Annotated in this window: 15 protein-coding genes; 6 read left to right on the top strand and 9 right to left on the bottom strand. The window is 71.3% G+C overall.

Annotated elements, in window-relative coordinates:
• Positions 1 to 12 precede the first annotated feature (12 nt).
• Both hutI and ACUYTF_RS00720 read right to left on the bottom strand, forming a co-directional pair.
• Positions 13 to 1,233 carry an imidazolonepropionase gene (hutI, locus tag ACUYTF_RS00725; protein ID WP_449279206.1) on the bottom strand — a complete coding sequence of 407 codons (1,221 nt, stop codon included), beginning with the start codon at positions 1,231 to 1,233 and terminating at the stop codon, positions 13 to 15.
• A 9-nt stretch (positions 1,234 to 1,242) separates the two neighbouring features.
• The gene (locus tag ACUYTF_RS00720; protein WP_434141520.1) at positions 1,243 to 2,970 is read right to left on the bottom strand and encodes a urocanate hydratase; all 1,728 of its coding nucleotides are present in this window, start codon (positions 2,968 to 2,970) and stop codon (positions 1,243 to 1,245) included.
• A 196-nt stretch (positions 2,971 to 3,166) separates the two neighbouring features.
• On the opposite strand from ACUYTF_RS00720, the gene ACUYTF_RS00715 reads away from it, so the two are divergent.
• Positions 3,167 to 5,458, top strand: a complete 2,292-nt coding sequence (locus ACUYTF_RS00715; RefSeq protein WP_434141521.1) for a DEAD/DEAH box helicase — start codon at positions 3,167 to 3,169, stop codon at positions 5,456 to 5,458.
• A 178-nt stretch (positions 5,459 to 5,636) separates the two neighbouring features.
• Here the strand turns inward: ACUYTF_RS00715 and ACUYTF_RS00710 are convergent, their stop codons facing one another.
• From ACUYTF_RS00710 to ACUYTF_RS00695, 4 genes are all read right to left on the bottom strand, one after another.
• On the bottom strand, positions 5,637 to 6,020 hold the full coding sequence (locus ACUYTF_RS00710; protein ID WP_434141522.1) for a DoxX family protein: 384 nt from the start codon (positions 6,018 to 6,020) through the stop codon (positions 5,637 to 5,639).
• Positions 6,017 to 6,715: a TetR family transcriptional regulator gene (locus ACUYTF_RS00705; RefSeq protein ID WP_434141523.1), complete on the bottom strand. Its 699-nt coding sequence runs from the start codon at positions 6,713 to 6,715 to the stop codon at positions 6,017 to 6,019. Before ACUYTF_RS00705 ends, ACUYTF_RS00710 begins: the two co-directional genes overlap by 4 nt.
• A gap of 181 nt (positions 6,716 to 6,896) precedes the next feature.
• Complete coding sequence (gene chrA, locus ACUYTF_RS00700; protein ID WP_434141524.1) at positions 6,897 to 8,225, bottom strand: chromate efflux transporter; 1,329 nt, start codon at positions 8,223 to 8,225, stop codon at positions 6,897 to 6,899.
• Positions 8,226 to 8,430: 205 nt separating this feature from the next.
• Positions 8,431 to 9,840, bottom strand: coding sequence for an NAD-dependent succinate-semialdehyde dehydrogenase (locus ACUYTF_RS00695; protein WP_449279205.1), 1,410 nt, complete (start codon positions 9,838 to 9,840; stop codon positions 8,431 to 8,433).
• Between the two features lie 168 nt (positions 9,841 to 10,008).
• On the opposite strand from ACUYTF_RS00695, the gene ACUYTF_RS00690 reads away from it, so the two are divergent.
• Positions 10,009 to 11,529, top strand: a complete 1,521-nt coding sequence (locus ACUYTF_RS00690) for an amino acid permease (RefSeq protein ID WP_434141526.1) — start codon at positions 10,009 to 10,011, stop codon at positions 11,527 to 11,529.
• A gap of 74 nt (positions 11,530 to 11,603) precedes the next feature.
• A complete protein-coding gene (locus ACUYTF_RS00685; protein ID WP_434141527.1) occupies positions 11,604 to 12,950 on the top strand; it encodes an FAD-dependent oxidoreductase in 1,347 nt (448 codons plus the stop codon).
• Here ACUYTF_RS00685 and ACUYTF_RS00680 read toward each other — a convergent pair.
• The 3 genes from ACUYTF_RS00680 to ACUYTF_RS00670 all read right to left on the bottom strand — a co-directional run bounded on the left by ACUYTF_RS00680 (position 12,917) and on the right by ACUYTF_RS00670 (position 16,927).
• Complete coding sequence (locus ACUYTF_RS00680; protein WP_449279204.1) at positions 12,917 to 13,879, bottom strand: DUF4349 domain-containing protein; 963 nt, start codon at positions 13,877 to 13,879, stop codon at positions 12,917 to 12,919. The two genes, ACUYTF_RS00685 and ACUYTF_RS00680, sit on opposite strands and share 34 nt — an antisense overlap.
• A 100-nt stretch (positions 13,880 to 13,979) precedes the next feature.
• On the bottom strand, positions 13,980 to 15,203 hold the full coding sequence (locus ACUYTF_RS00675; RefSeq protein WP_434141529.1) for an MFS transporter: 1,224 nt from the start codon (positions 15,201 to 15,203) through the stop codon (positions 13,980 to 13,982).
• A gap of 170 nt (positions 15,204 to 15,373) precedes the next feature.
• Entirely contained in the window at positions 15,374 to 16,927 is a 1,554-nt protein-coding gene (locus tag ACUYTF_RS00670) for a DEAD/DEAH box helicase (RefSeq protein WP_434141530.1), read from the bottom strand.
• 333 nt (positions 16,928 to 17,260) lie between these two features.
• Between ACUYTF_RS00670 and ACUYTF_RS00665 the strand changes: the two genes are divergently transcribed.
• From ACUYTF_RS00665 to ACUYTF_RS00655, 3 genes are all read left to right on the top strand, one after another.
• A complete protein-coding gene (locus tag ACUYTF_RS00665; protein ID WP_434141531.1) occupies positions 17,261 to 18,586 on the top strand; it encodes an AAA family ATPase in 1,326 nt (441 codons plus the stop codon).
• A 120-nt stretch (positions 18,587 to 18,706) separates the two neighbouring features.
• Positions 18,707 to 19,141, top strand: coding sequence for a hypothetical protein (locus tag ACUYTF_RS00660; RefSeq protein ID WP_434141532.1), 435 nt, complete (start codon positions 18,707 to 18,709; stop codon positions 19,139 to 19,141).
• Positions 19,138 to 19,431: a transcriptional regulator gene (locus ACUYTF_RS00655; RefSeq protein ID WP_434141533.1), complete on the top strand. Its 294-nt coding sequence runs from the start codon at positions 19,138 to 19,140 to the stop codon at positions 19,429 to 19,431. Before ACUYTF_RS00660 ends, ACUYTF_RS00655 begins: the two co-directional genes overlap by 4 nt.
• Positions 19,432 to 19,519: the final 88 nt, after the last annotated feature.

Genomic DNA, 19,519 nt, shown 5'->3' with positions numbered 1-19,519 from the left:
GGTGCGCCGCGCTCAGGCGACCCGTTCGCCCGCGCGCCAGACCGCCGCGGTGAGCGGCACGCCGGGGCGGTAGGCGAGGTGGGTGGCCGACGGGGCCTGCAACAGCTGCAGGTCGGCACGCGCGCCGGGGCGGATCGCACCGACCGCCGGCTGCGGGGCGCCGTGCGGGTCTCGCCAGCCGTCCTCGTGCATGCCGAGGGCGATGGCCCCTCCGAGCGTAGCGGCCCGTACCGCTTCTTGCACGCTGAGCCCCATCTGCAGCACGGCGGTCGCGACGCAGAAGCCCATCGAGCTCGTGTACGACGTGCCGGGGTTGCAGTTCGAGGCGATCGCCACGATGGCGCCCGCGTCGGTGAGGCGGCGGGCCGGCGCGAGCGGCATGCGGGTCGAGAGGTCGCAGGCCGGCAACACGGTTGCCACGGTGCCGCGCGCACCGCCCGCCCACGACGCGGCCAGCGCCTCGATGTCGGCGTCGTCGAGGAAGCCGACGTGGTCGACGCTCAGCGACCCGTGCTCGACCGCCAGCCGGGCGCCCGGCCCGTGCCCGAGCTGATTGCCGTGCACGCGGGTGGCGAGTCCCTTCGCGGCGGCGGCCTCGAGCACCCGAGTCGAGGCGGCGCCGTCGAAGGCGCCCGTCTCGCAGAACACGTCGACCGCGCTCACGTGCGGCGCGACCGCGTCGAGCATGGGGCCGCAGACCAGGTCGAGGTACGCGTCGGCGTCGGCCCCGGCGGGCACGAGATGCGCGCCGAGGAATGTGACGGCGTCGACTCGGCCCGCGGCGATGCGCGCGCTGCGCAGCTCGTGCTCGACGTCGAGGCCGTACCCCGTCTTCGTCTCCATCGTGGTCGTGCCGCCGCGCCGGGCCTCGTCGACGAGCCGAGCGAGGTTCGCGTCGAGTTCGTGGTCGCTCGCAGCGCGCGTCGCGTTCACGGTGACGTTGATGCCGCCCGCCGCATACGACTCGCCCGCAATGCGCGCCTCGAACTCGGCCGTGCGGTCTCCGGCGAACACCATGTGGGTGTGCGAATCGACCCACCCCGGCAGCAGCGCGCGCCCCGCGGCGTCGAAGCGCTCATCCGCCGCGGGTGCCTGCGCCGCCGGGCCCGCCCACGCGACGCGACCGTCCTCGACCACGACGGCGGCATCGGCGATGCGGCCGCCGATCCCTGCGCCGAGCGCCTCGTCGTTCGTGGTCAACTCGCCGATGCCGTCGATGAGAAGCGTTGCCATGCCGGGAACCTACCAGGCGCGCTCGGTGTTGCGGATGGTCGGCTCGAGGGGAACGCGCACGTTCCGCTCGCTCGCGACCTCGGCGGCGCGTTCGTAGCCCGCGTCGACGTGGCGGATGACGCCCATGCCGGGGTCGTTGGTGAGCAGGCGCTCGAGCTTCTGCGCGGCGAGCTCGGTGCCGTCGGCCACGGAGACCTGGCCGGCATGGATCGAGCGGCCGATGCCGACGCCGCCGCCGTGATGCAGCGACACCCAGGTCGCCCCCGACGAGGTCGCGGTGAGCGCGTTGAGCAGCGGCCAGTCCGCGATCGCGTCGGAACCGTCGGCCATGGCCTCGGTCTCGCGGTAGGGCGACGCGACGGAGCCCGAATCGAGGTGGTCGCGGCCGATCACGATCGGCGCGGAGACCTTGCCCTCGGCGACCAGCCGGTTGAAGAGCAGGCCGGCCCGGTGCCGTTCGCCGTAGCCGAGCCAGCAGATGCGCGCGGGCAGGCCCTCGTACTCGACGCGCTCCTCGGCCGCATCGAGCCATTTGTGCAGGTGGACGTTCTCGGGGAACAGCTCCTTGAGCGCCTCGTCGGTGACGCGGATGTCTTCGGGGTCGCCCGAGAGCGCGGCCCAGCGGAACGGGCCGAGCCCCTCGCAGAAGAGCGGGCGGATGTAGGCCGGCACGAAGCCTGGGAATGCGAAGGCGCGGTCGTAGCCGCCCGTGCGGGCCTCGTCGCGGATCGAGTTGCCGTAGTCGAACACCTCGGCGCCCGCGTCCTGGAACTCGACCATGGCCTTCACATGCGCGGCCATCGACGCCTGCGCATCCTTCGTGAACTGCTCGGGGTCGGCCTCGGCGCGGGCGAGGTGCTCATCGACCGAATAGCCGATCGGCAGGTACGACAGCGGGTCGTGCGCCGAGGTCTGGTCGGTCACGAGGTCGATCGCGATCTCGCCGGCGCGGTGGCGGCGCAGGATCTCGGGGAACACCTCGGCGGCGTTGCCGACGAGCCCGACCGACCAGCCCCGCTGCTCGTCCTTCGCCTGCCGCACCCGGGCGAGCGCGGCATCGAGGTCGTCGACGACCTCGTCGAGGTAGCGCTTGCCGGCGCGGCGCTCGAGGCGCGTGCGGTCGACGTCGACGATGAGGCAGGCGCCGTCGTTGAGGGTCACGGCGAGCGGCTGGGCGCCGCCCATGCCGCCGCAGCCGCCGGTGAGGGTGAGCGTGCCGGCGAGCGATCCCTTGCCCTCGACCGCCGCGATGCGGCCCTGACCGATGAGCTTGCGGCCGGCGGCAGCGAAGGTCTCGTAGGTGCCCTGGAGAATGCCCTGGGTGCCGATGTAGATCCACGAACCGGCCGTCATCTGGCCGTACATCATGAGCCCCTCGGCCTCGAGCCTGCGGAACTCGGGCCACGTCGCCCAGTCGCCCACGAGGTTCGAATTGGCGATGAGCACGCGAGGCGCCCACACGTTCGTGCGGAAGACGCCGACCGGCTTGCCCGACTGCACGAGCAGCGTCTCGTCGTCTTCGAGGTCGCGCAGCGTGTCGACGATCGCGTCGAACGCCTGCCACGAGCGCGCGGCGCGGCCGGTGCCGCCGTAGACGACGAGGTCGTCGGGGCGCTCGGCGACCTCGGGGTCGAGGTTGTTCATGAGCATGCGCAGCGGGGCTTCGGTCTGCCAGCTCTTCGCGGAGATCTCGGTGCCGCGCGGGGCGCGGACGGGGCGGGCGCCGGGGAGTGACATCGGGTGCCTTTCGGTCGGTGCCGCTCGAAACTCGAGCGGGCGGCGGATGCTGCTTCGACCATCTCATCGCGGGTCGGGGGAGCGGACAACGAAGTTCGGCCGGTCATTGTCCGGAATCCCGGACCGCGGGCGCGGGGCCAGTGAACAATCGGGGTGAGCCGGTCGTGGGGGCGGTAAAGCGGTGTAAGATGGTACGATGCCCTCTTCCGAGAACCTGGACCAGCCCGACGCCGAACACAATTCGGTCGTCGAGGACGCCGCCGCACCCGCCGAGACCCCCGCGCCCGCAGAAGCAGAGGTGACCGAAGAGGCCGCCGCCACCGACGCCGCGTCGCACGACACCGCCACCGGGGCCGCCGACCCCGCTGCGGCCCCCGAGGCCCCCGAGGCCGCCGCTCCCGCCGCTCCCGCCGCTCCCGCCGAGAAGGAGCGCGCGACCTTCGCCGACCTCGGCCTCGCCCCGAAGGTGCTGCGCGCCATCACCGACGTCGGGTACGAGCACCCGTCGGCGATCCAGGAGGCGACCATCCCCGTGCTGCTCGAGGGGCGCGACGTCGTCGGCCTCGCACAGACCGGCACCGGCAAGACCGCCGCGTTCGCGCTGCCGATCCTGTCGCGCATCGAGCCCGGCGCCGGCGTGCCCCAGGCCCTTGTGCTCGCGCCGACCCGCGAGCTCGCGCTGCAGGTCTGCGAGGCCTTCGAGAGCTACGCCGCGCACCTGCCGAGCGTGCACCTGCTGCCCGTCTACGGCGGCCAGGCCTACGGTCAGCAGCTCTCGGCGCTGCGCCGCGGCGTCGATATCGTCGTCGGCACCCCCGGTCGCATCATGGACCACCTGAACCGCGGCTCGCTCGACCTCAGCCAGATCAAGTACCTGGTGCTCGACGAGGCCGACGAGATGCTGAAGATGGGCTTCGCGGAGGATGTCGAGACCATCCTCGCCGACACCCCCGCCGAGAAGCAGGTCGCTCTGTTCTCCGCGACGATGCCGGCGCAGATCCGCCGCATCTCGCAGCAGCACCTGAACGACCCGCGCGAGATCAAGATCGCCGGCAAGACGCAGACCTCGTCGAACATCACCCAGCGCTACGTGGTGCTGTCGTACACGCAGAAGCTCGACGGCCTCACCCGCATTCTCGAGGTCGAGGACTTCGACGGCCTCATCGTCTTCACGCGCACCCGCGGCGACTCCGAGCAGGTCGCCGAGAAGCTGCGCGCCCGCGGCTATTCGGCCGCCGCGATCAACGGCGACATCCAGCAGGCGCAGCGCGAGCGCACCGTGCAGGCGCTGAAGGACGGCAAGCTCGACATCCTCGTCGCGACCGACGTGGCAGCGCGCGGCCTCGACGTCGAGCGCATCAGCCACGTCGTCAACTACGACCTGCCGATCGACACCGAGTCGTACGTGCACCGCATCGGCCGCACCGGCCGCGCCGGCCGCTCGGGCGACGCGATCAGCTTCGTCACGCCCCGCGAGCGCCGCCTGCTGAAGGCGATCGAGAAGGCCACGAAGCAGCCGCTCACCCAGATGCCGCTGCCCATGGTCGACGAGGTCAACGCGACACGCCTGTCGCGCTTCGACGACGCCATCACCGCCGCGCTCGCCGAGACCGCGCGCGTCGACCGCTTCCGCGACATCATCGACCACTACGTGCGCCACCACGACGTGCCCGAGGCCGACGTGGCCGCGGCGCTCGCCGTCGTCGCGCAGGGCGACACGCCGCTGCTGCTGTCCGAGGACGACGACCGCAAGTTCGAGCGCGACCGCAAGCAGGCCGCGAAGTTCCTCGAAGAGGCCCAGGGCGGCCGAGACCGCTCCGACAGGGATCGCCCGCGCGAGGATCGCGGCCCCCGCGAGCGCCGCGACGACCTGAAGATGTTCCGCATCGAGGTCGGCCGCCGCCACAACGTGAACCCGGGCCAGATCGTCGGCGCCATCGCGAACGAGGGCAACCTCAGCCGCGGCGACTTCGGCCGCATCCAGGTGCGCGACGACTTCTCGCTCGTCGAACTGCCCGCGAACCTGTCGGCCGAGACGCTCGCGGCGCTCTCCGATACCCGGATCAAGGGCAAGCCGATCGAGATCAGCGAGGACAACGGCCCCGCTCCGCGCGGCAAGGGCTGGGAGGATCGCCGCGGCGGCCGCGATCGCGATGATCGCGGCGGCTACCGCGGGGGCGACCGCGGTGACCGTGGCGGGTATGACCGCGGGAACCGTGGCGGCTACGACCGCGGGGGTCGAGGCGACCGGAACGATCGCGGGGACCGTGGCGGGTACGACCGCGGCGGGCGCGGCGGGTACGACCGGAACGACCGTGGCGGCTACGACCGGAACGACCGTGGCGACCGCGGCGGGTACGACCGCGGGGGACGCGGCGGCTACGACCGGAACGATCGGGGCGGCGATCGCGGCGGCCGCGGCTGGGAGGATCGCGGGCGCGATTCGGGCTCCGGTCGCGCTGATGGCAAGCGCAAGCCCCGCTGGTAGGTTCTCGCGGGCGGATCGAGCGAAGATCCGCCGCAGCGCCTGACAAAGGGTCGGGGGGGGGGGGGGGGGGGGGGAGCGATCTGGGGTCGGTGCGGCCACCGGACCCCAGATCGCGACCCTTTGTTCGCCGTGAGCGCCTGGGCGCACGAGGAATCGTGCGCCCAGGCGCTTCGCGCGTTCAGGCGGGGAGCACCGACCCGAGCAGCACCGCGACCGAGAGCGCGAGCATGCCGAGGCAGTTGACCCAGAACGCCTGGCCGAAGAAGCGGGCGCGGATGTGCGCGACCGCGGCGCACACGAAGTAGACGATCACGCCGACGTTCGCGGCGAAGGCGACGCCCGGAAGCCAGATGCCGACGATCAGCCCGGCCGCCGCCAGGGCCTTGATGACGATGAGCGCCCACCACCAGCCGCGCGGGAAGCGCACGCCGTCGAGGCAGTCGCGGATGAAGCGGGGAGGCCGCACCGACATCGCCGCATCGGCGAGCAGCGCGATCGCGAGTGCGACCGGCAACCACCAGATCGCGGGCAGCGGCGGCAGCGTGAGCACGGTCGGCGTCATCGTGCCTCCACCGCGCTTGCAGTCGCACCTCGAGCGCCGCCGTCGCGCCCAGCGCCCGAGCACCGGCAACAGGCGGCGAACGCGCGCCGCAGCTCCTGCTCGATCTCACGGACATCGACGGCTCCGGTCGCCGAGGCACTGAAGAGCACCCCGACGTAGGCGTAGTACAGGGACGCTGCTCGAGACGGTGCGTCCGCGCTCGCGGCGCAGCCGCGCGGCGACGCGATGGCCGCGGCGAAATCCTGCCGCAGCCGGTCGGCGAGCTCGGTGAAGAGCGTCGAGCGGTGCGTGCCCGATACGAGGATCGCCGCGTAGCGCCGTGCGAGGTCGGCATGCACGGCGAAGAGCTCGACGAACGGTCGTGCGAGGGCCGCGAGTCGGTCGACGCAGGTCCCGGTCGCGGCGCTGCGCTCGGTTGCAGTGCTGCGGTCTGCCGCCGCTGCGTCGGTCGTCGTCGGAGCCGCGCCCTCGTACCATGATCCCGCGTGCAGCGCCGCGATCTGCGCGTCGAAGACCTCGATGAGCAGCGCGTTCTTGTCGCCCACCGCCATGACGGTACCAGTGCTGACCCCTGCCGCTTCGGCGATGCCGCGCACCGTGGTCGCGGCGTAGCCTCGCTCGACGAAGCGCTGCCGCGCCGCCGCGATGACGCGCCGCCGGGTGGCGAGTCTGTGCTGCTCGCGAGTGGTGATCATGGGCGACCCCTTTCGTCCGGTCCCTGCCGCGCCCGGAACAGCGCAGTCAGTTCGCTGAACGTGTTCAATGAACGCGTTCAGCATATCATGTGAGCGGTTCGGGGCGCGGCGCGGCGGGGCTACCGACGTCGAGGGGTTCGGCGGGTTCGGCGGACCGACGGGCTGCGCGACGCCGACCGGCCTAGCAGAAGCCCCGCAGGGCGGCGAGCAGCACGCCGCCCGCGGCACCGGCGAGCACTGCGACCCAGGGCGGCAGCTTCCAGACGACGAGCAGCGCGAAGCAGACGAGGGCGAGCGCGAAAGCGCCGGTGCTCCCTCCGATGCCTGCCGGGCCTGTCGGGCCGGCCGCGCCGCCGTGGTCCGTTGAGCCCAGCACGGCGGTCGTGAACACCGGAGAGTAGAGCGCCGCGGCGAGCACGCCCACCACAGCGGCATTCGCCCCGCGCATGAACCCCCGCACCGCATGTCGCTCGCGCAGCGCCTCCCAGAACGGTAGCACCCCGATGAGCAGCAGGAGCCCGGGCAGGAAGATCGCGGTGAGCGCGATCGCGGCACCGGAGTGGCCTCCCGGGCCGACCGTCGAGTCCGCGCCCAGAAATGCAGCGAACGAGAACAACGGGCCGGGCATCGCCTGCGCGGCGCCGTATCCGGCGATGAAGTCGGCGGCCGGCACCCAGCCGGGTGCGACGACCGAGGCCTCGAGGAGCGGCAGCACGACGTGGCCGCCGCCGAACACCAGTGCGCCAGCAGTGGCGAAGGCATCGAACAGTGCGAGGCCGCCGGCGGCGTCGGAACGCGCCCCGCCGGTCGCGTGCACGACGACCGGGAGCAGAGCCAGCAGGCATGCGAAGAGCACCAGGCAGACGATGCCCGTCGCCCTGCGCGGTGCGGCCGGACGCACCGGCCCCGACGGCCGCGCGGGCGCCTCGGCCGGAAGCCCCCTGCGGCCGAGTGCGAGCCCGGTGACCCCGCCGAACGCGATCGCCGCGACCTGGCCGAGCGACCCGGGCAGCAGCAGCACCAGCACCGCGGCGCAGACCGCGATCGATGCGCGGGACCGGTCGGGGGCCAGCGTGCGAGCCATGCCGATCACGGCCTGCGCCACGACCGCGACGGCGACGATCTGCAGCCCCGAGATGAGGCCGGCGCCGATCGGGCCGTCGATGCGGGCGGCGCCGAACGCGAACACCACCATGAGCGCCGCCGACGGCAGAGTGAACGCCGCGAACGCCGCGAGGGCGCCGAGTAGCCCGGCCCGGCGCAGCCCGATCGCGAACCCGACCTGACTCGATGCGGGCCCGGGCAGGAACTGGCAGAGCGCGACGAGATCGGCGTACTCCTCGTCGCTCATCCAAGCGCGCCGCTCGACGAACTCGGTGCGGAAGTAGCCGAGGTGCGCGATCGGGCCGCCGAACGAGGTCGCCCCGAGCTTCAGGAAGACGCGGAGCACCTCCCGCGCCGAATGCCGCGCAGACGGTGCGCCGTCAGGGGGCGTCGCGGGCTCGGGCATGCCGGGAGCATACCGGGGCCGGGTGAACGCCCGGTGGCGCAGGCGGCCTCGCGCCCGGGCCGGGTGCCGCGCAACCGGGCTCGGGCGCCGCGCGGGTCACCGGGCTCGGGCGCCGTGCCGGGACGACAATGGGTCGCAAATCGGGGTGGAATCGACCAGAGAACCCCGATTTGCGACCCATTGTCAGCGCATCAGCGCGAGAAGATCAGCCCGCGAAGCGGAACAGCTTCTTGTTCGCGAACTCGAGCATGCCGACGCGGCCGAGCTCGCGGCCGTAGCCCGACTTCTTGACGCCGCCGAAGGGCACGTCGGCGCCCTCGAGGCCCGCGGCGCCGATGAAGACCATACCCACCTCGAGCTGATCGCCGACGCGCTCGGCGCGCTCCAGGTCGTCGCAGATGATGACCGAGCCGAGGCCGTAGGGCGACGAGTTCGCGAGTTCGACGGCCTCCTCATCGCTCGACACGCGGTAGAGCTGGGCGACGGGGCCGAAGAGTTCCTGGCTGTAGGCCTCCATCGCGGGCGTGATGTTCGCGAGCACGGTCGGGGTGAAGACGTTGCCCTCGGGCTCGGCGCTGCCGACGAGCACCTCGGCGCCCTGGTCGATGGCGCCGCGCACCTGGCCGGTGAGCGTCTTCGTAGCGGCGGCCGACGAGAGCGGGCCGAAGTCGCTGCCGTAGCTCTGGCCGCCGATAGCGGCGACGAACTTCTCGCGGAAGGCGTCGAAGAGCGAGTCGATGACGACGATGCGCTTCGAACCGTTGCAGGCCTGGCCCGAGTTCTCCATGCGGCCGCCCACGGCGTGCGCGACCGCATGGTCGAGGTCGGCGGTGTCGAGCACGAGGAAGACGTCAGAGCCGCCGAGCTCGAGCACGCACTTCTTGAGCGCGCGGCCGGCCTGCTCGGCGACGATCGCTCCGGCGCGCTCCGAGCCGGTGAGCGAGACGCCCTGGATGCGGTCATCGGCGATGATGCCGGAGATCTGCTCGTGGGTCGCGAACACGTTGACGTAGGCGCCCTCGGGGAAGCCGGCGTCCTTGAACAGCTGCTCGAGCGCGAGCGCCGACTCGGGGCACTGCGCCGCGTGCTTCAGCACGATCGTGTTGCCGAGGATGAGGTTCGGCACGGCGAAGCGGGCGACCTGGTAGTAGGGGTAGTTCCACGGCATGATGCCGAGGATCACGCCGGTGCCCTGGAAGCGGAAGAAGGTCTTCAGGCCGTCTTCGACCTCGAGCACCTCGTCGGCGAGCCACTCCTCGGCGTTGTCGGCGAAGGCCGCGGCGATCGCGCCCGAGAACTCGGCCTCGCCGACGGACTGGTCGAGCGGCTTGCCCATCTCGCGGTTGATGATGGCGCCGAGTTCGTCCTTGCGCTCGTCGAAGAGTTCGGCCGCGCGCTTCGCGAGCGCCGCGCGCTCGGCGACGGTCGTCTTCCGTGACCAATCGCGGTAGGCGCTCTGCGCCGACGTCAGCGCGTTCTCGATATCCGCCGCGGTCGCGTCGGGGTATTCGGCGACGGTCTGCCCGGTGGCGGGGTCGATGACTGCGAATGTACCCATGTTCGGATCACTCCTCCATAAGGATGCTGGTGGGCTCGGGTGCCGCAAGTCTCGCACATTTGCTCGAGGCGCGCTACGCGGTCGAAAATGAGGATCCCGGAGGATCGATGATCCCTGCAGAACTGTTTTCGAAGAATCTTGTGCCGTATGCTTCGGAATGAGTCGAATCGATGGAAAACTCTTCTCAGCTTTCGCCCCGGCGCGAATTGCTGCACAATTGGCGCTATGTCGAAGAAGACCCTCAGTAACGCCACTGAAACAGGGCACATCCACGTCGGCAAGGGCCTGAGCGCAGGCACCCTCGGCGTCGTCGGCTCCACCGTCATCGGCCTCGCGTCGACTGCTCCGCTCTATTCGCTCGCGGCGACGCTCGGCTACGTCATCCTCGCGGTGGGCTCCCAGGCACCGCTCGTATTCGTGGTCGCCTGCGTGCCCATGATCTTCGCGGCCTTCGCCTATCAGGAGCTGAACCGCGATATGCCCGACTGCGGCACCACCTTCGTGTGGGGCGCGAAAGCGTTCGGCCCCGTCACGGGCTGGATCGGCGGCTGGGCCGTGGCGGTATCGGCCATCATGGTGCTGTCGAACGTCGGCGAGATCACCGGCAAGTACTTCTGGCTGCTGCTCGGCAACCAGGAGTTCGCCGACAATCGCGTCATCGTCGTGAGCACTTCGGTCGTGTTCATGGCCATCATGACCGTCATCAGCACGATCGGCGTGCAGATGGGCGAGCGGCTGCAGATGGTGCTCATGACCGTGCAGATCGTCGCCATGGTGCTGTTCGCGGGGCTCGCGATCGGGCATGCCGTGAACGGCACCTCCGAGGGCTCGATCGCCTTCGACTGGCAGTGGTTCAACCCGGCGGGGCTCACCTCGTGGTCGGGGTTCATCGAGGCCGTGCTGCTCGCCCTCTTCATCTACTGGGGCTGGGACACCTGCCTCGCGCTGAACGAGGAGACGAAGAACCCGCGTAAGACTCCGGGTCGCGCGGCGCTGTCGAGCATCGTCGTGCTCATCGTGCTCTACGTCGGCACCTCGATCGCGGTCATGATGTTCTCGGGCTTCGGCGACACCGGCTTCGGGCTCACGAACCCCGAGAGCATCGACGATGTGTTCTCGGTGCTGAGCGGGGCGCTGTTCGGGCCGTGGGGCTGGTTCCTCATCCTCGGCGTGATGATCTCGGCGGCCTCGTCGACGCAGACGACGATTCTGCCGACCGCGCGCGGCACCCTCTCCATGGCGGTCTACCGCGCGCTGCCTGCGAAGTTCGCCGAGCTGCACCCCCGCTTCAAGACCCCGTGGTTCTCGACCACGCTCATGGGCGTCGCTGCCATCGTCTACTACGTCGGCATGTCGATCATCTCGGAGGACGTGCTCGCCGATTCGCTCACCTCGATGGGGCTCGCGGTCGCGCTGTACTACGCGATCACCTCCTTCGCCTGCGTCTGGTATTTCAAGGACACGCTGCGCGAGAACGCCCGCAACCTGTGGATGCGCGGCATCCTCCCCGCGCTCGGCGGCCTCATGCTGAGCTACGCCTTCGTGCAGTCGGCGATCGATATGATCAGCGTCGACTACAGCTACACGGTGCTGCTCGGCATCGGCGGCGCCTTCGTCATCGGCGTCGGCGCGATCCTGCTCGGCTTCGTGCTCATGGGCATCTGGTGGCTGCGGCCGAACTCGAAGCCGTTCTTCCGCCGCGAGAGCCTGAACCGCGACACGCCGGTGCTCGTTCCCGACGAGTGAGCCGGCCAGGGATCGCCGAGCGCGATGAGCAGCCGCCCCGAACGGCGGCATGACGAGTGAAGAGCGGAGAGACGATGGAACACTTCGATTCGATAGTGGTGGGAGCCGGCATCGCGGGGCTCACCGCGGCCGGGCTCCTGGCGCGCGCCGGGCAGCGCGTGCTCGTGCTCGAGGCGCGCGACCGCGTGGGCGGCCGCGTGCACACCGAGCGCGAGGGCGGTCGCGTCACCGACATGGGCGCGTCGTGGATCCACGGCATCGACGACTGCCCCCTCTTCGACGTCGCGGCCGGTTTCGGTCTGCCGATGACGGAGTTCACGATGGGCAGCTACCAGCCCGACGGGCGCCCGCTCGCGTACTACCGGCCCGACGGCGCGCGCCTGACCGACGAGGCGGCGGAGGCCTTCGCGGCGGATATCCATGAGACCGATGCCCGCCTCGAGGCGATCATCGCCGCGGCGGAGCCCGGCGCCTCGTACGGCGACGTCGTCGATGCGGTGCTCGACGAGCTGCGCGCGGGCGGCTGGGAGGCCGAACGCGCCGCGCGCGTGCGCGAGTACCTGCGGCACCGCAGCGAGGAGCAGGTCGGCGCCGATGCGACGATTCTCGGGGCGCACGGCCTCGACGACGACGTCATCGACGGCGACGAGGTCGTCTTCCCGCGCGGCTACGACGAGCTCGCGACCCGCCTCGCCGCGGGCCTCGACGTGCGGCTCGAGCACGAGGTGTCGCGCATCGTTTGGTCGGAGGCCGGAGCGGTCGTGGCCGCCTCGGGCGACGAGTTCGCGGCCGACCGCGTCATCGTCACCGTGCCCGTCGGCGTGCTCAAGAGCGGAGCGCTGGCCTTCGAGCCCGAGCTGCCGCAGCCCGTCGCGGGCGCGCTCGCGGGCTTCGAGATGAACGCCTTCGAGAAGGTCTTCCTGCGGTTCCCGCGCAAGTTCTGGGACGACGGCGTCTACGGCGTGCGCCGGCAGGGCGCTGCGGGCGACTGGTGGCACTCGTGGTACGACCTCAGCGGGCCGAGCGGGGAACCCACGCTGCTCACCTTCGCCGCGGGGGAGTGCGCCCGCACCATCCGCGACTGGAGCGACGAGCGCATCGTCGCCTCGGTCATGGAGGGGCTGCGCGGCATCTACGGCGATGCCGTCGTCGAGCCCGTGCACGCGCGCATCACGCGCTGGCAGCACGACCCCTACACGCGCGGCTCGTACTCGTACATGACCGTCGACGCGGTCGGCGCCGACCACGAACTGCTCGCGACGCCCCTCGGCGGCGGCGTGCTGCACATCGCGGGCGAGGCGACCTCGGGCGACGACTCGGCGACGGTCACCGGCGCGATGCACACGGGGCATCGTGCCGCCGAGCGCGTCGCCGGCCGCCCGCTCGCCTACGCGTCGCTGCTCGAGCCGCTCGCCGGCTGACCGGGCTCGGCCTGCCTCGGAGCAGCCCGGCCGGGTGCCGCCTGCTCGGGTGATGCCTGCGCCGCGCGCCGCGCGCGGCCGCGTCGGCGGGTGCGGCGTACGATCAGCACGACGACGAGCGCGATGATGCCGCCCACGACGAGCCACGGCAGCAGTACGCCGAGCAGCACGAGGGCGCCCGAGCCGGCGGCGCCGAGCGACGAGAAGCCGGCGAGGAGGCCTTCCCAGAAGTTCGCGGGGCCGCCGCCGGGCAGCGTGCTCGGGCTCGTGAGCGACACCGTGATCGTCGATTCGGCGACCTGGCCCTCGAGTGCCTGCAGCTGGGCCTTGAGCCCGTCGAGCTCCTGCTGGCGCTGGGACAGCATCGATTCGGCCTCGAGCAGTTCGGTCGTCGAGGCGGCGTTCGCCATGAGGCCCTGCAGTCGCTCGACCGACGTCTCGAGGGCGCCGACGCGAGCGTCGAGATCGGCGTGCTCGGCCGTGACGTCGACGGCCGACCGGTTCTCGGATTCGACGGTGCCGATCTCGCCGAGCGCTGCGAAGGCAGCGTCGAGCTCGTCGGCCGGGACGCGCAGCGTGAGGTTCGCGGTGGAGCGGTCGCCCGTGCCCGACACCGACATCGATTCGACCGATCCGCCGAACTTCGCGGCGACCCGAGCGGCCTCGTCTGCCGCGGCGGTGGGGTCTTTGACCGAGAGCCTGATGTCGCCGGTCTGAATGATCGACTTCTCGGCGCCCGGCGTCTCCGCCGAACCGCCCGGCGCCGAATCCTCCATGGACCGAGCCGCGTCCGAGCTGACGAAGTCGCTCGAGGCCGCGAGATCGGGGACGCTGCCGCCGGTGCCGCCGGAGCATGCTGCGAGCGGCAGGAGCAGCAGACCGCCGGCGGTCAGGGCGGTCAGGGCACGGGTTCTCGTAATGGAGGCCATGCACCCCACCATAGGGTGGCCGTGCTCAGCGGCACGGGGAGGCGCCTGCCGAAACCCTGGACGCGACCGGATCGTTACGATGCCTGTCGAACGCACCGCCCTACGGCAGCGGGAGGGTGACGGTGCCCGTCTCGGGAGGCGCCTCGATGCTGCGGCCGCGCAGATCGGGGATCCAGCGGAGCGTCGCCACCGAGCAGATGAGGCCTGCGAGCAGCAGCCCGCTCGACACGAGCAGCGCGCCGTGCGCACCCGAGGCGTCGATGGCGATACCCGCGAGCGCCGAACCGGAGGCGACGCCGACGAGCTGGCCGGTGCCGATCCAGCCGAACGCCTCGGCCGTCTCCGAGAACTTGATGGAGACCGCGATGATGCTCGAGATCGCGGCGAATGCGGGCGCCGTGCCGAGGCCGCCGATGAACAGCATGACGCTCAGCCACCACATGTCGAGCATGACGAGGCAGGCGGCGATGCCGACGAGCACGACGAAGAGGCGCAGCGCGAGCGACCAGGGGCGCATCTCGCGGTGCCCGAAAAGCAGACCGCCGACGAGCGAACCGCCCGCGAAGAGAGCGAGCACGATGCCCGAACGGATATCGCCGTGCCCCTGGCCGGGGCCCGCGAAGGCCGCGACGACGCCGGCCTCGAGCGACGCGAACGACGCGACCATGAAGAAGCCGACGACGGTGGTGATGACGACGGTCGGGTGGCGCAGTACCGCGCCGAAGCCGCGCTTCGGGCGGGCGAGCCGCACGGCGCCCAGGGCAGGGCTCACGATGAACCAGGCGCCGCCGACCAGCATGAAGCCGGCCGCGACGCACAGTCCGACGGTCGTGCCGAACTGCGACGACACGAAGACCGCGATGACGGGGCCGGCGACCCAGATGATCTCCTGCGCCGCCGCGTCGAGCGAGTACAGAGCCGACAGCTGCGTGGCGGGCACGAGCTTCGGGTAGATCGTGCGCACTGCCGGCGTGACCGGGGGAGTGGCGAGGCCGACGAACACCGCGATGACGGCGACGACGGGGAGCGGCAGGTGTACGACGGCGACCGTGATGAGCAGCGCCGCGCACACGATCGAGGTGACGGTGAGCACCGGGCGCATGCCCCAGCGGCCCATGAACCTGCTGCTCAGCGGGCCCGATACCGCCTGGCCCGCGCTCTGCGCCGCGAGCACGATACCGGCCGAGGTGTAGTCGCCGTAGGCGTTCTGGATGTGCAGCAGCAGAATGATCGAGAGCATGCCGAACGGGAACCTCGCGAAGACCTGCGAGAGAACGATACGGAAGACGCCGGGGTTGCGCCCCAGATCACGATAGATGCCCACCGATCGAGTATAGGTGCGAAATGCGCGCGAAAACAGTGGTTCGAGCACTCATTCCGTCACAAGATTTCGGCCGAGGGGGTGGAGATACGACGAATGGAGACGCGACGAGCGGAAACAGGACGAGCCCCGCACCCCGAGGCGATCGGGGTGCGGGGCTCGTCGAGGACGTGTCAGCTGTTGGTGGAGTAGACCGTGCCGCCGCCCGTGGCGCGGCCGCGACCGCCCGTGCGACGGCGGCCGCTGCCCGGCTGACCCTGCGTGCGGGGCTGCTGGGATCCCTGTCGATTCTGCTCCTGCCGGCCCTGGCCGGCGTTCTGGCCGCCCTGCGAACCGCCCTGACCGCTGATGCTCTGGCCGGCGCCGCCACCGCTGCGCCCGCGCCCGCCGCGCGAGCGCTTGCGCTTGGCGTTGGCGCCCTGCGACTTGCCCTCGCCCGCGGGGGCGTGCCCGGCGGCGCGCTGCTGCGCGACCTGGGCCGCGGCACGCTTGCGCTCGGTCTCCCGGGGGTCGACGCGCGGCGCGACTTCGCCGATGAGCGCGAGCACCTCGGGGGCGATCTGCGCGGCCATCGGGTTGACCTGCTGCGGGGTCACGCGGATCTTCGCGGCGCGCATGATCTGGCGCATCTCGCCGCGCTGCTCGGGCAGCACGAGCGTGACCACGTCGCCCTCGTTGCCGGCGCGGGCGGTGCGGCCCGAACGGTGCAGGTAGGCCTTGTGCTCGACCGGCGGGTCGATGTGCACGACGAGCTCGACGCCGTCGACGTGCACGCCGCGGGCGGCGACGTCGGTTGCGACGAGCACCTTCGCCTCGCCCGAGACGAACTCGGCGAGGTTGCGGTCGCGTGCGTTCTGCGACAGGTTGCCCTGCAGCTCGACCGCGGGGATGCCGCGGGCGGTGAGCTGCTTCGCGAGCTTCTTCGCCTGGTGCTTCATGCGGGTGAAGAAGATGCGGCGAGCCGTGCCCGAGGCGAGGGCCTCGATGAGGGCGTCCTTCTGATCTTTGCCCGCGATCTCGAAGACGTGGTGCGTGAGCTGCGGCACGGGCGACTCGGCGGCGTCGACCGAGTGCAGGATCGGATCGTGCAGGTACTTCTTCACGATGTTGTCGACCCCGTTGTCGAGGGTCGCCGAGAAGAGCAGGCGCTGGCCGTGCTTCGGGGTCTTGTTCATGATGCGCGTGACGACGGGCAGGAAGCCCATATCGGCCATGTGGTCGGCCTCGTCGAGCACCGTGATCTCGACACCGTCGAGGCTGACGACGCCCTGGCGCATGAGATCGTCGAGCCGACCGGGAGCGGCGACGACGATGTCGACTCCGGCTTCGAGGGCGGCCTCCTGGCGGCGCTGCGGGATGCCGCCGAAAATGGTGGTGACCTTGACGCCGATCGGGTCGGCGAGCATTTTCACGGTCTCGGCGATCTGGGTGACGAGCTCGCGGGTGGGGGCGAGCACGATGGCGCGCGGGCGGTTCGGTCGGCGCTTCCTCGCCGCGTCCTGCGCGTCGCTCGCGAGGTTCGCGACGAGGGGGATGCCGAAGGCGATGGTCTTGCCCGAGCCGGTGCGGCCGCGGCCGAGCACGTCGCGGCCGGCGAGGGTGTCGGCGAGGGTGTCGCGCTGGATCGGGAAGGCGGTCTCCTTGCCGTTCTTCTCGAGGGCGTGCGCGATGGCTTCGGGTACGCCGAGGTCGCGGAACGACGGGGCGGGAGTGGTCTGTTCGGTCACGGGGACCTTTCTGGCTGAGCAGCGCGGCGCGCGCGGGCCCGTGCTCCCGGCAGGGATCGGGCGGCGCGGTCGTGCGTCGCTGCGGTTCGGCGGGTGCAGCGCGGGGCCGCGCGCACCGTTCGCCGCGGAAAGTCTCGGGGCCTGGGGCCTCGGCTCGGGCCTGTCGAACGGCCCGGTATGCATGAAGATCAGCGACGATGGGGCCGATATCGGATCGGCCCGTGCGCACCAGTCTACCGTGCGATTTCACCAGTGCGGAAGAAGTGCCGAACTTCGCGGAAGGATCTGCACGATTCCGCCCGGTACGGGGCGGTCGCCTGGCATGATCGAGCCATGGCACGCATCACGATCCGAGAATTCCATGACGACGACCTCGACGCCGTCGTCCGGCTGTGGTGGGAGGCGCAGGCCTCCGACGAGCAGCCCGTGTACTCGCTCGCCGAGGTGACCGCCTCGTGCCGCGAGGATCACGCCGTCGTCGCCGTGCGCGACGAGATCGTGGTCGCCGCCGCGGTCGGTCGAGCGGCGCACGCCCAGGGGTGGGTCGTGTTCTTCCGGGCATCGGAGGATGCGCGCTCCGAGAACGTATCGGGCGCGCTGCTCGACGCGCTCGAGCGCAAGATGGCGCCCCTCGGGCTGTCGACGCTGTCGGTGCTGATGCCCGAGGGCAGTCGCCTCGACATGCTGACGTCGAACGGGTTCCGCGTGCGCTCGGATCTGCGCTTCCTCGAACGGCAGATGCCCGTGCAGCGGCGCGAGCTCGAACTGCTCAAGGAGGTCGGCGGCCGCATTCTGCCGCGCCACCTCTGGGGCAATGTCGCGGGTATGCGGCACGAGAAGCAGCTGCTCGAGGAGCGTCTGGTGGCTCCCCTCGCGCAGCCCGATCTCGCCGATCGCTACGGTGTCGTGCCGCCCCGGGCGGTGATGCTCTTCGGCCCGCCCGGTACCGGTAAGACGACGTTCGCGAAGGCGGTCGCCTCGCGGCTCGAATGGCCGTTCGTCGAGGTGTTCCCGTCGCGCCTGGGCGACGGCATGAGCAGTATGGCGTCGTCGCTGCGCAGCACTTTCGAGCAGATCGACGAGCTCGAGCACGGCGTCGTGTTCATCGACGAGGTGGAGGAGATCGCGTCGCGCCGCAGCGACCCGCCGACGCCGACGCAGGGCGTCACGAACGAGCTGCTGAAGATCGTCGCCGACTTCCGCAGCCGCGAGGGCATGCTGCTGATCTGCGCGACCAACTTCGTGCGCGCGCTCGACGCCGCGTTCCTGCGGCACGGCCGCTTCGACTACGTGCTGCCGATCGGCCTGCCCGACGACGAGGCGCGCGGCGCGATCTGGCGCCGGTACGTGCCGCAGGCGATCGCGGGCGAGATCGACTTCGCGGCGCTCGTCGAGCGCAGCGCGGGGCTCACCCCGGCCGATATCGAGTACGCCGCTCGACGGGCGTCGCAGGAGGCGCTGGCGCGGGCGCTGCGCTCGGGCGGCGGCACGGGCAGCGACGACGGCGAGGGGGCGGCCGCGGGCCCGGGCGCCGGCGAGCCCGGGGCCGACCTCACGACGGGTGACTACCTCGCCGCGCTCTCGGTCACCCGTGCGACGGTATCGGACGAGCAGCAGTCCCTGTTCCTCGAAGACATCGAGGAGCTCGCGCGGCTCTGAGCGCGGGGCGATCCCTGGCGGCCATGGGCCCAGAGCGGAAAGTTCGTGCAACCACTTGCACACTTGCCAAGTGGTAACTATTCTTGCAACTACTATCCGAACTGCGAAAGGGATTGCATCATGAACACCGAGATCACCCGCGAGGAAGCGGCCGCCGCGCTCGCGAAGACCGACCTGCTCGCCGCGAACATGCGCCGCGACCTCACGGCGATGCGCGTCGCGATGGCGGCCTTCGGCATCGGCAGTGCGGGAGCGATGCTCATCATGGGGCTCGTCGGCATGGGCGGGCAGCCCGGCGCCCTCGTCGCCGGCGTCGTGCTGCTCATCGCGGCGATGATCCCGGTGCAGATCGTCGGCGTGCGCGCCAAGGCCCGCGTCTCGAAGTTCGCCCGCCGCTACCTCATCGCCATCCTCGTCTGGGGCGTCGTCTACGCGGCCGGCATGATCGTCGGCGGCTTCGTCTTCCCGCTCGTGCCCGCGTTCTGGATTCCGGCGGCCGTCGTCAGCGCCCTGCCCGGCCTCTGGTTCGCCGCGACCGCCCGGGACGCGCGATGAACCACCCGCGCAGCGCGCTCGACAAGGAGCTGCTCGCGCCGCTCAGGCTCTCGATCGCGGCTGCGCTCTCGCGGGTCGGCGAAGCCGACTTCGGCAGCGTGCGCGATGCGATCGAGACGAACGACGCCGAGCTGTCGCGCCAGATCACCCGGCTGCAGGCCGCCGGCTACCTGACGATCGACAAGCGCAGCAGCGGCCGCTACGGCAAGACCTGGCTGGCGCTCACCGATGCGGGGCGCGAAGCGCTCGCGGGGCATGTCGACGCCCTGCGCAGGATCACCGGCGAGTGAGCCGCGCTTTCGGGAGGGCACGGCCCCGGCCCGTTGTCGGCGGCATCCGATAGCTTCATGAGCGACGCCGGGGTCGGCCCGGCAGGCG

The sequence above is a fragment of the Leucobacter sp. GX0328 genome (assembly GCF_053567315.1).
Note: the sequence above shows the minus strand (reverse complement) of the source record. Positions and strands in the feature narration are given on the sequence as shown.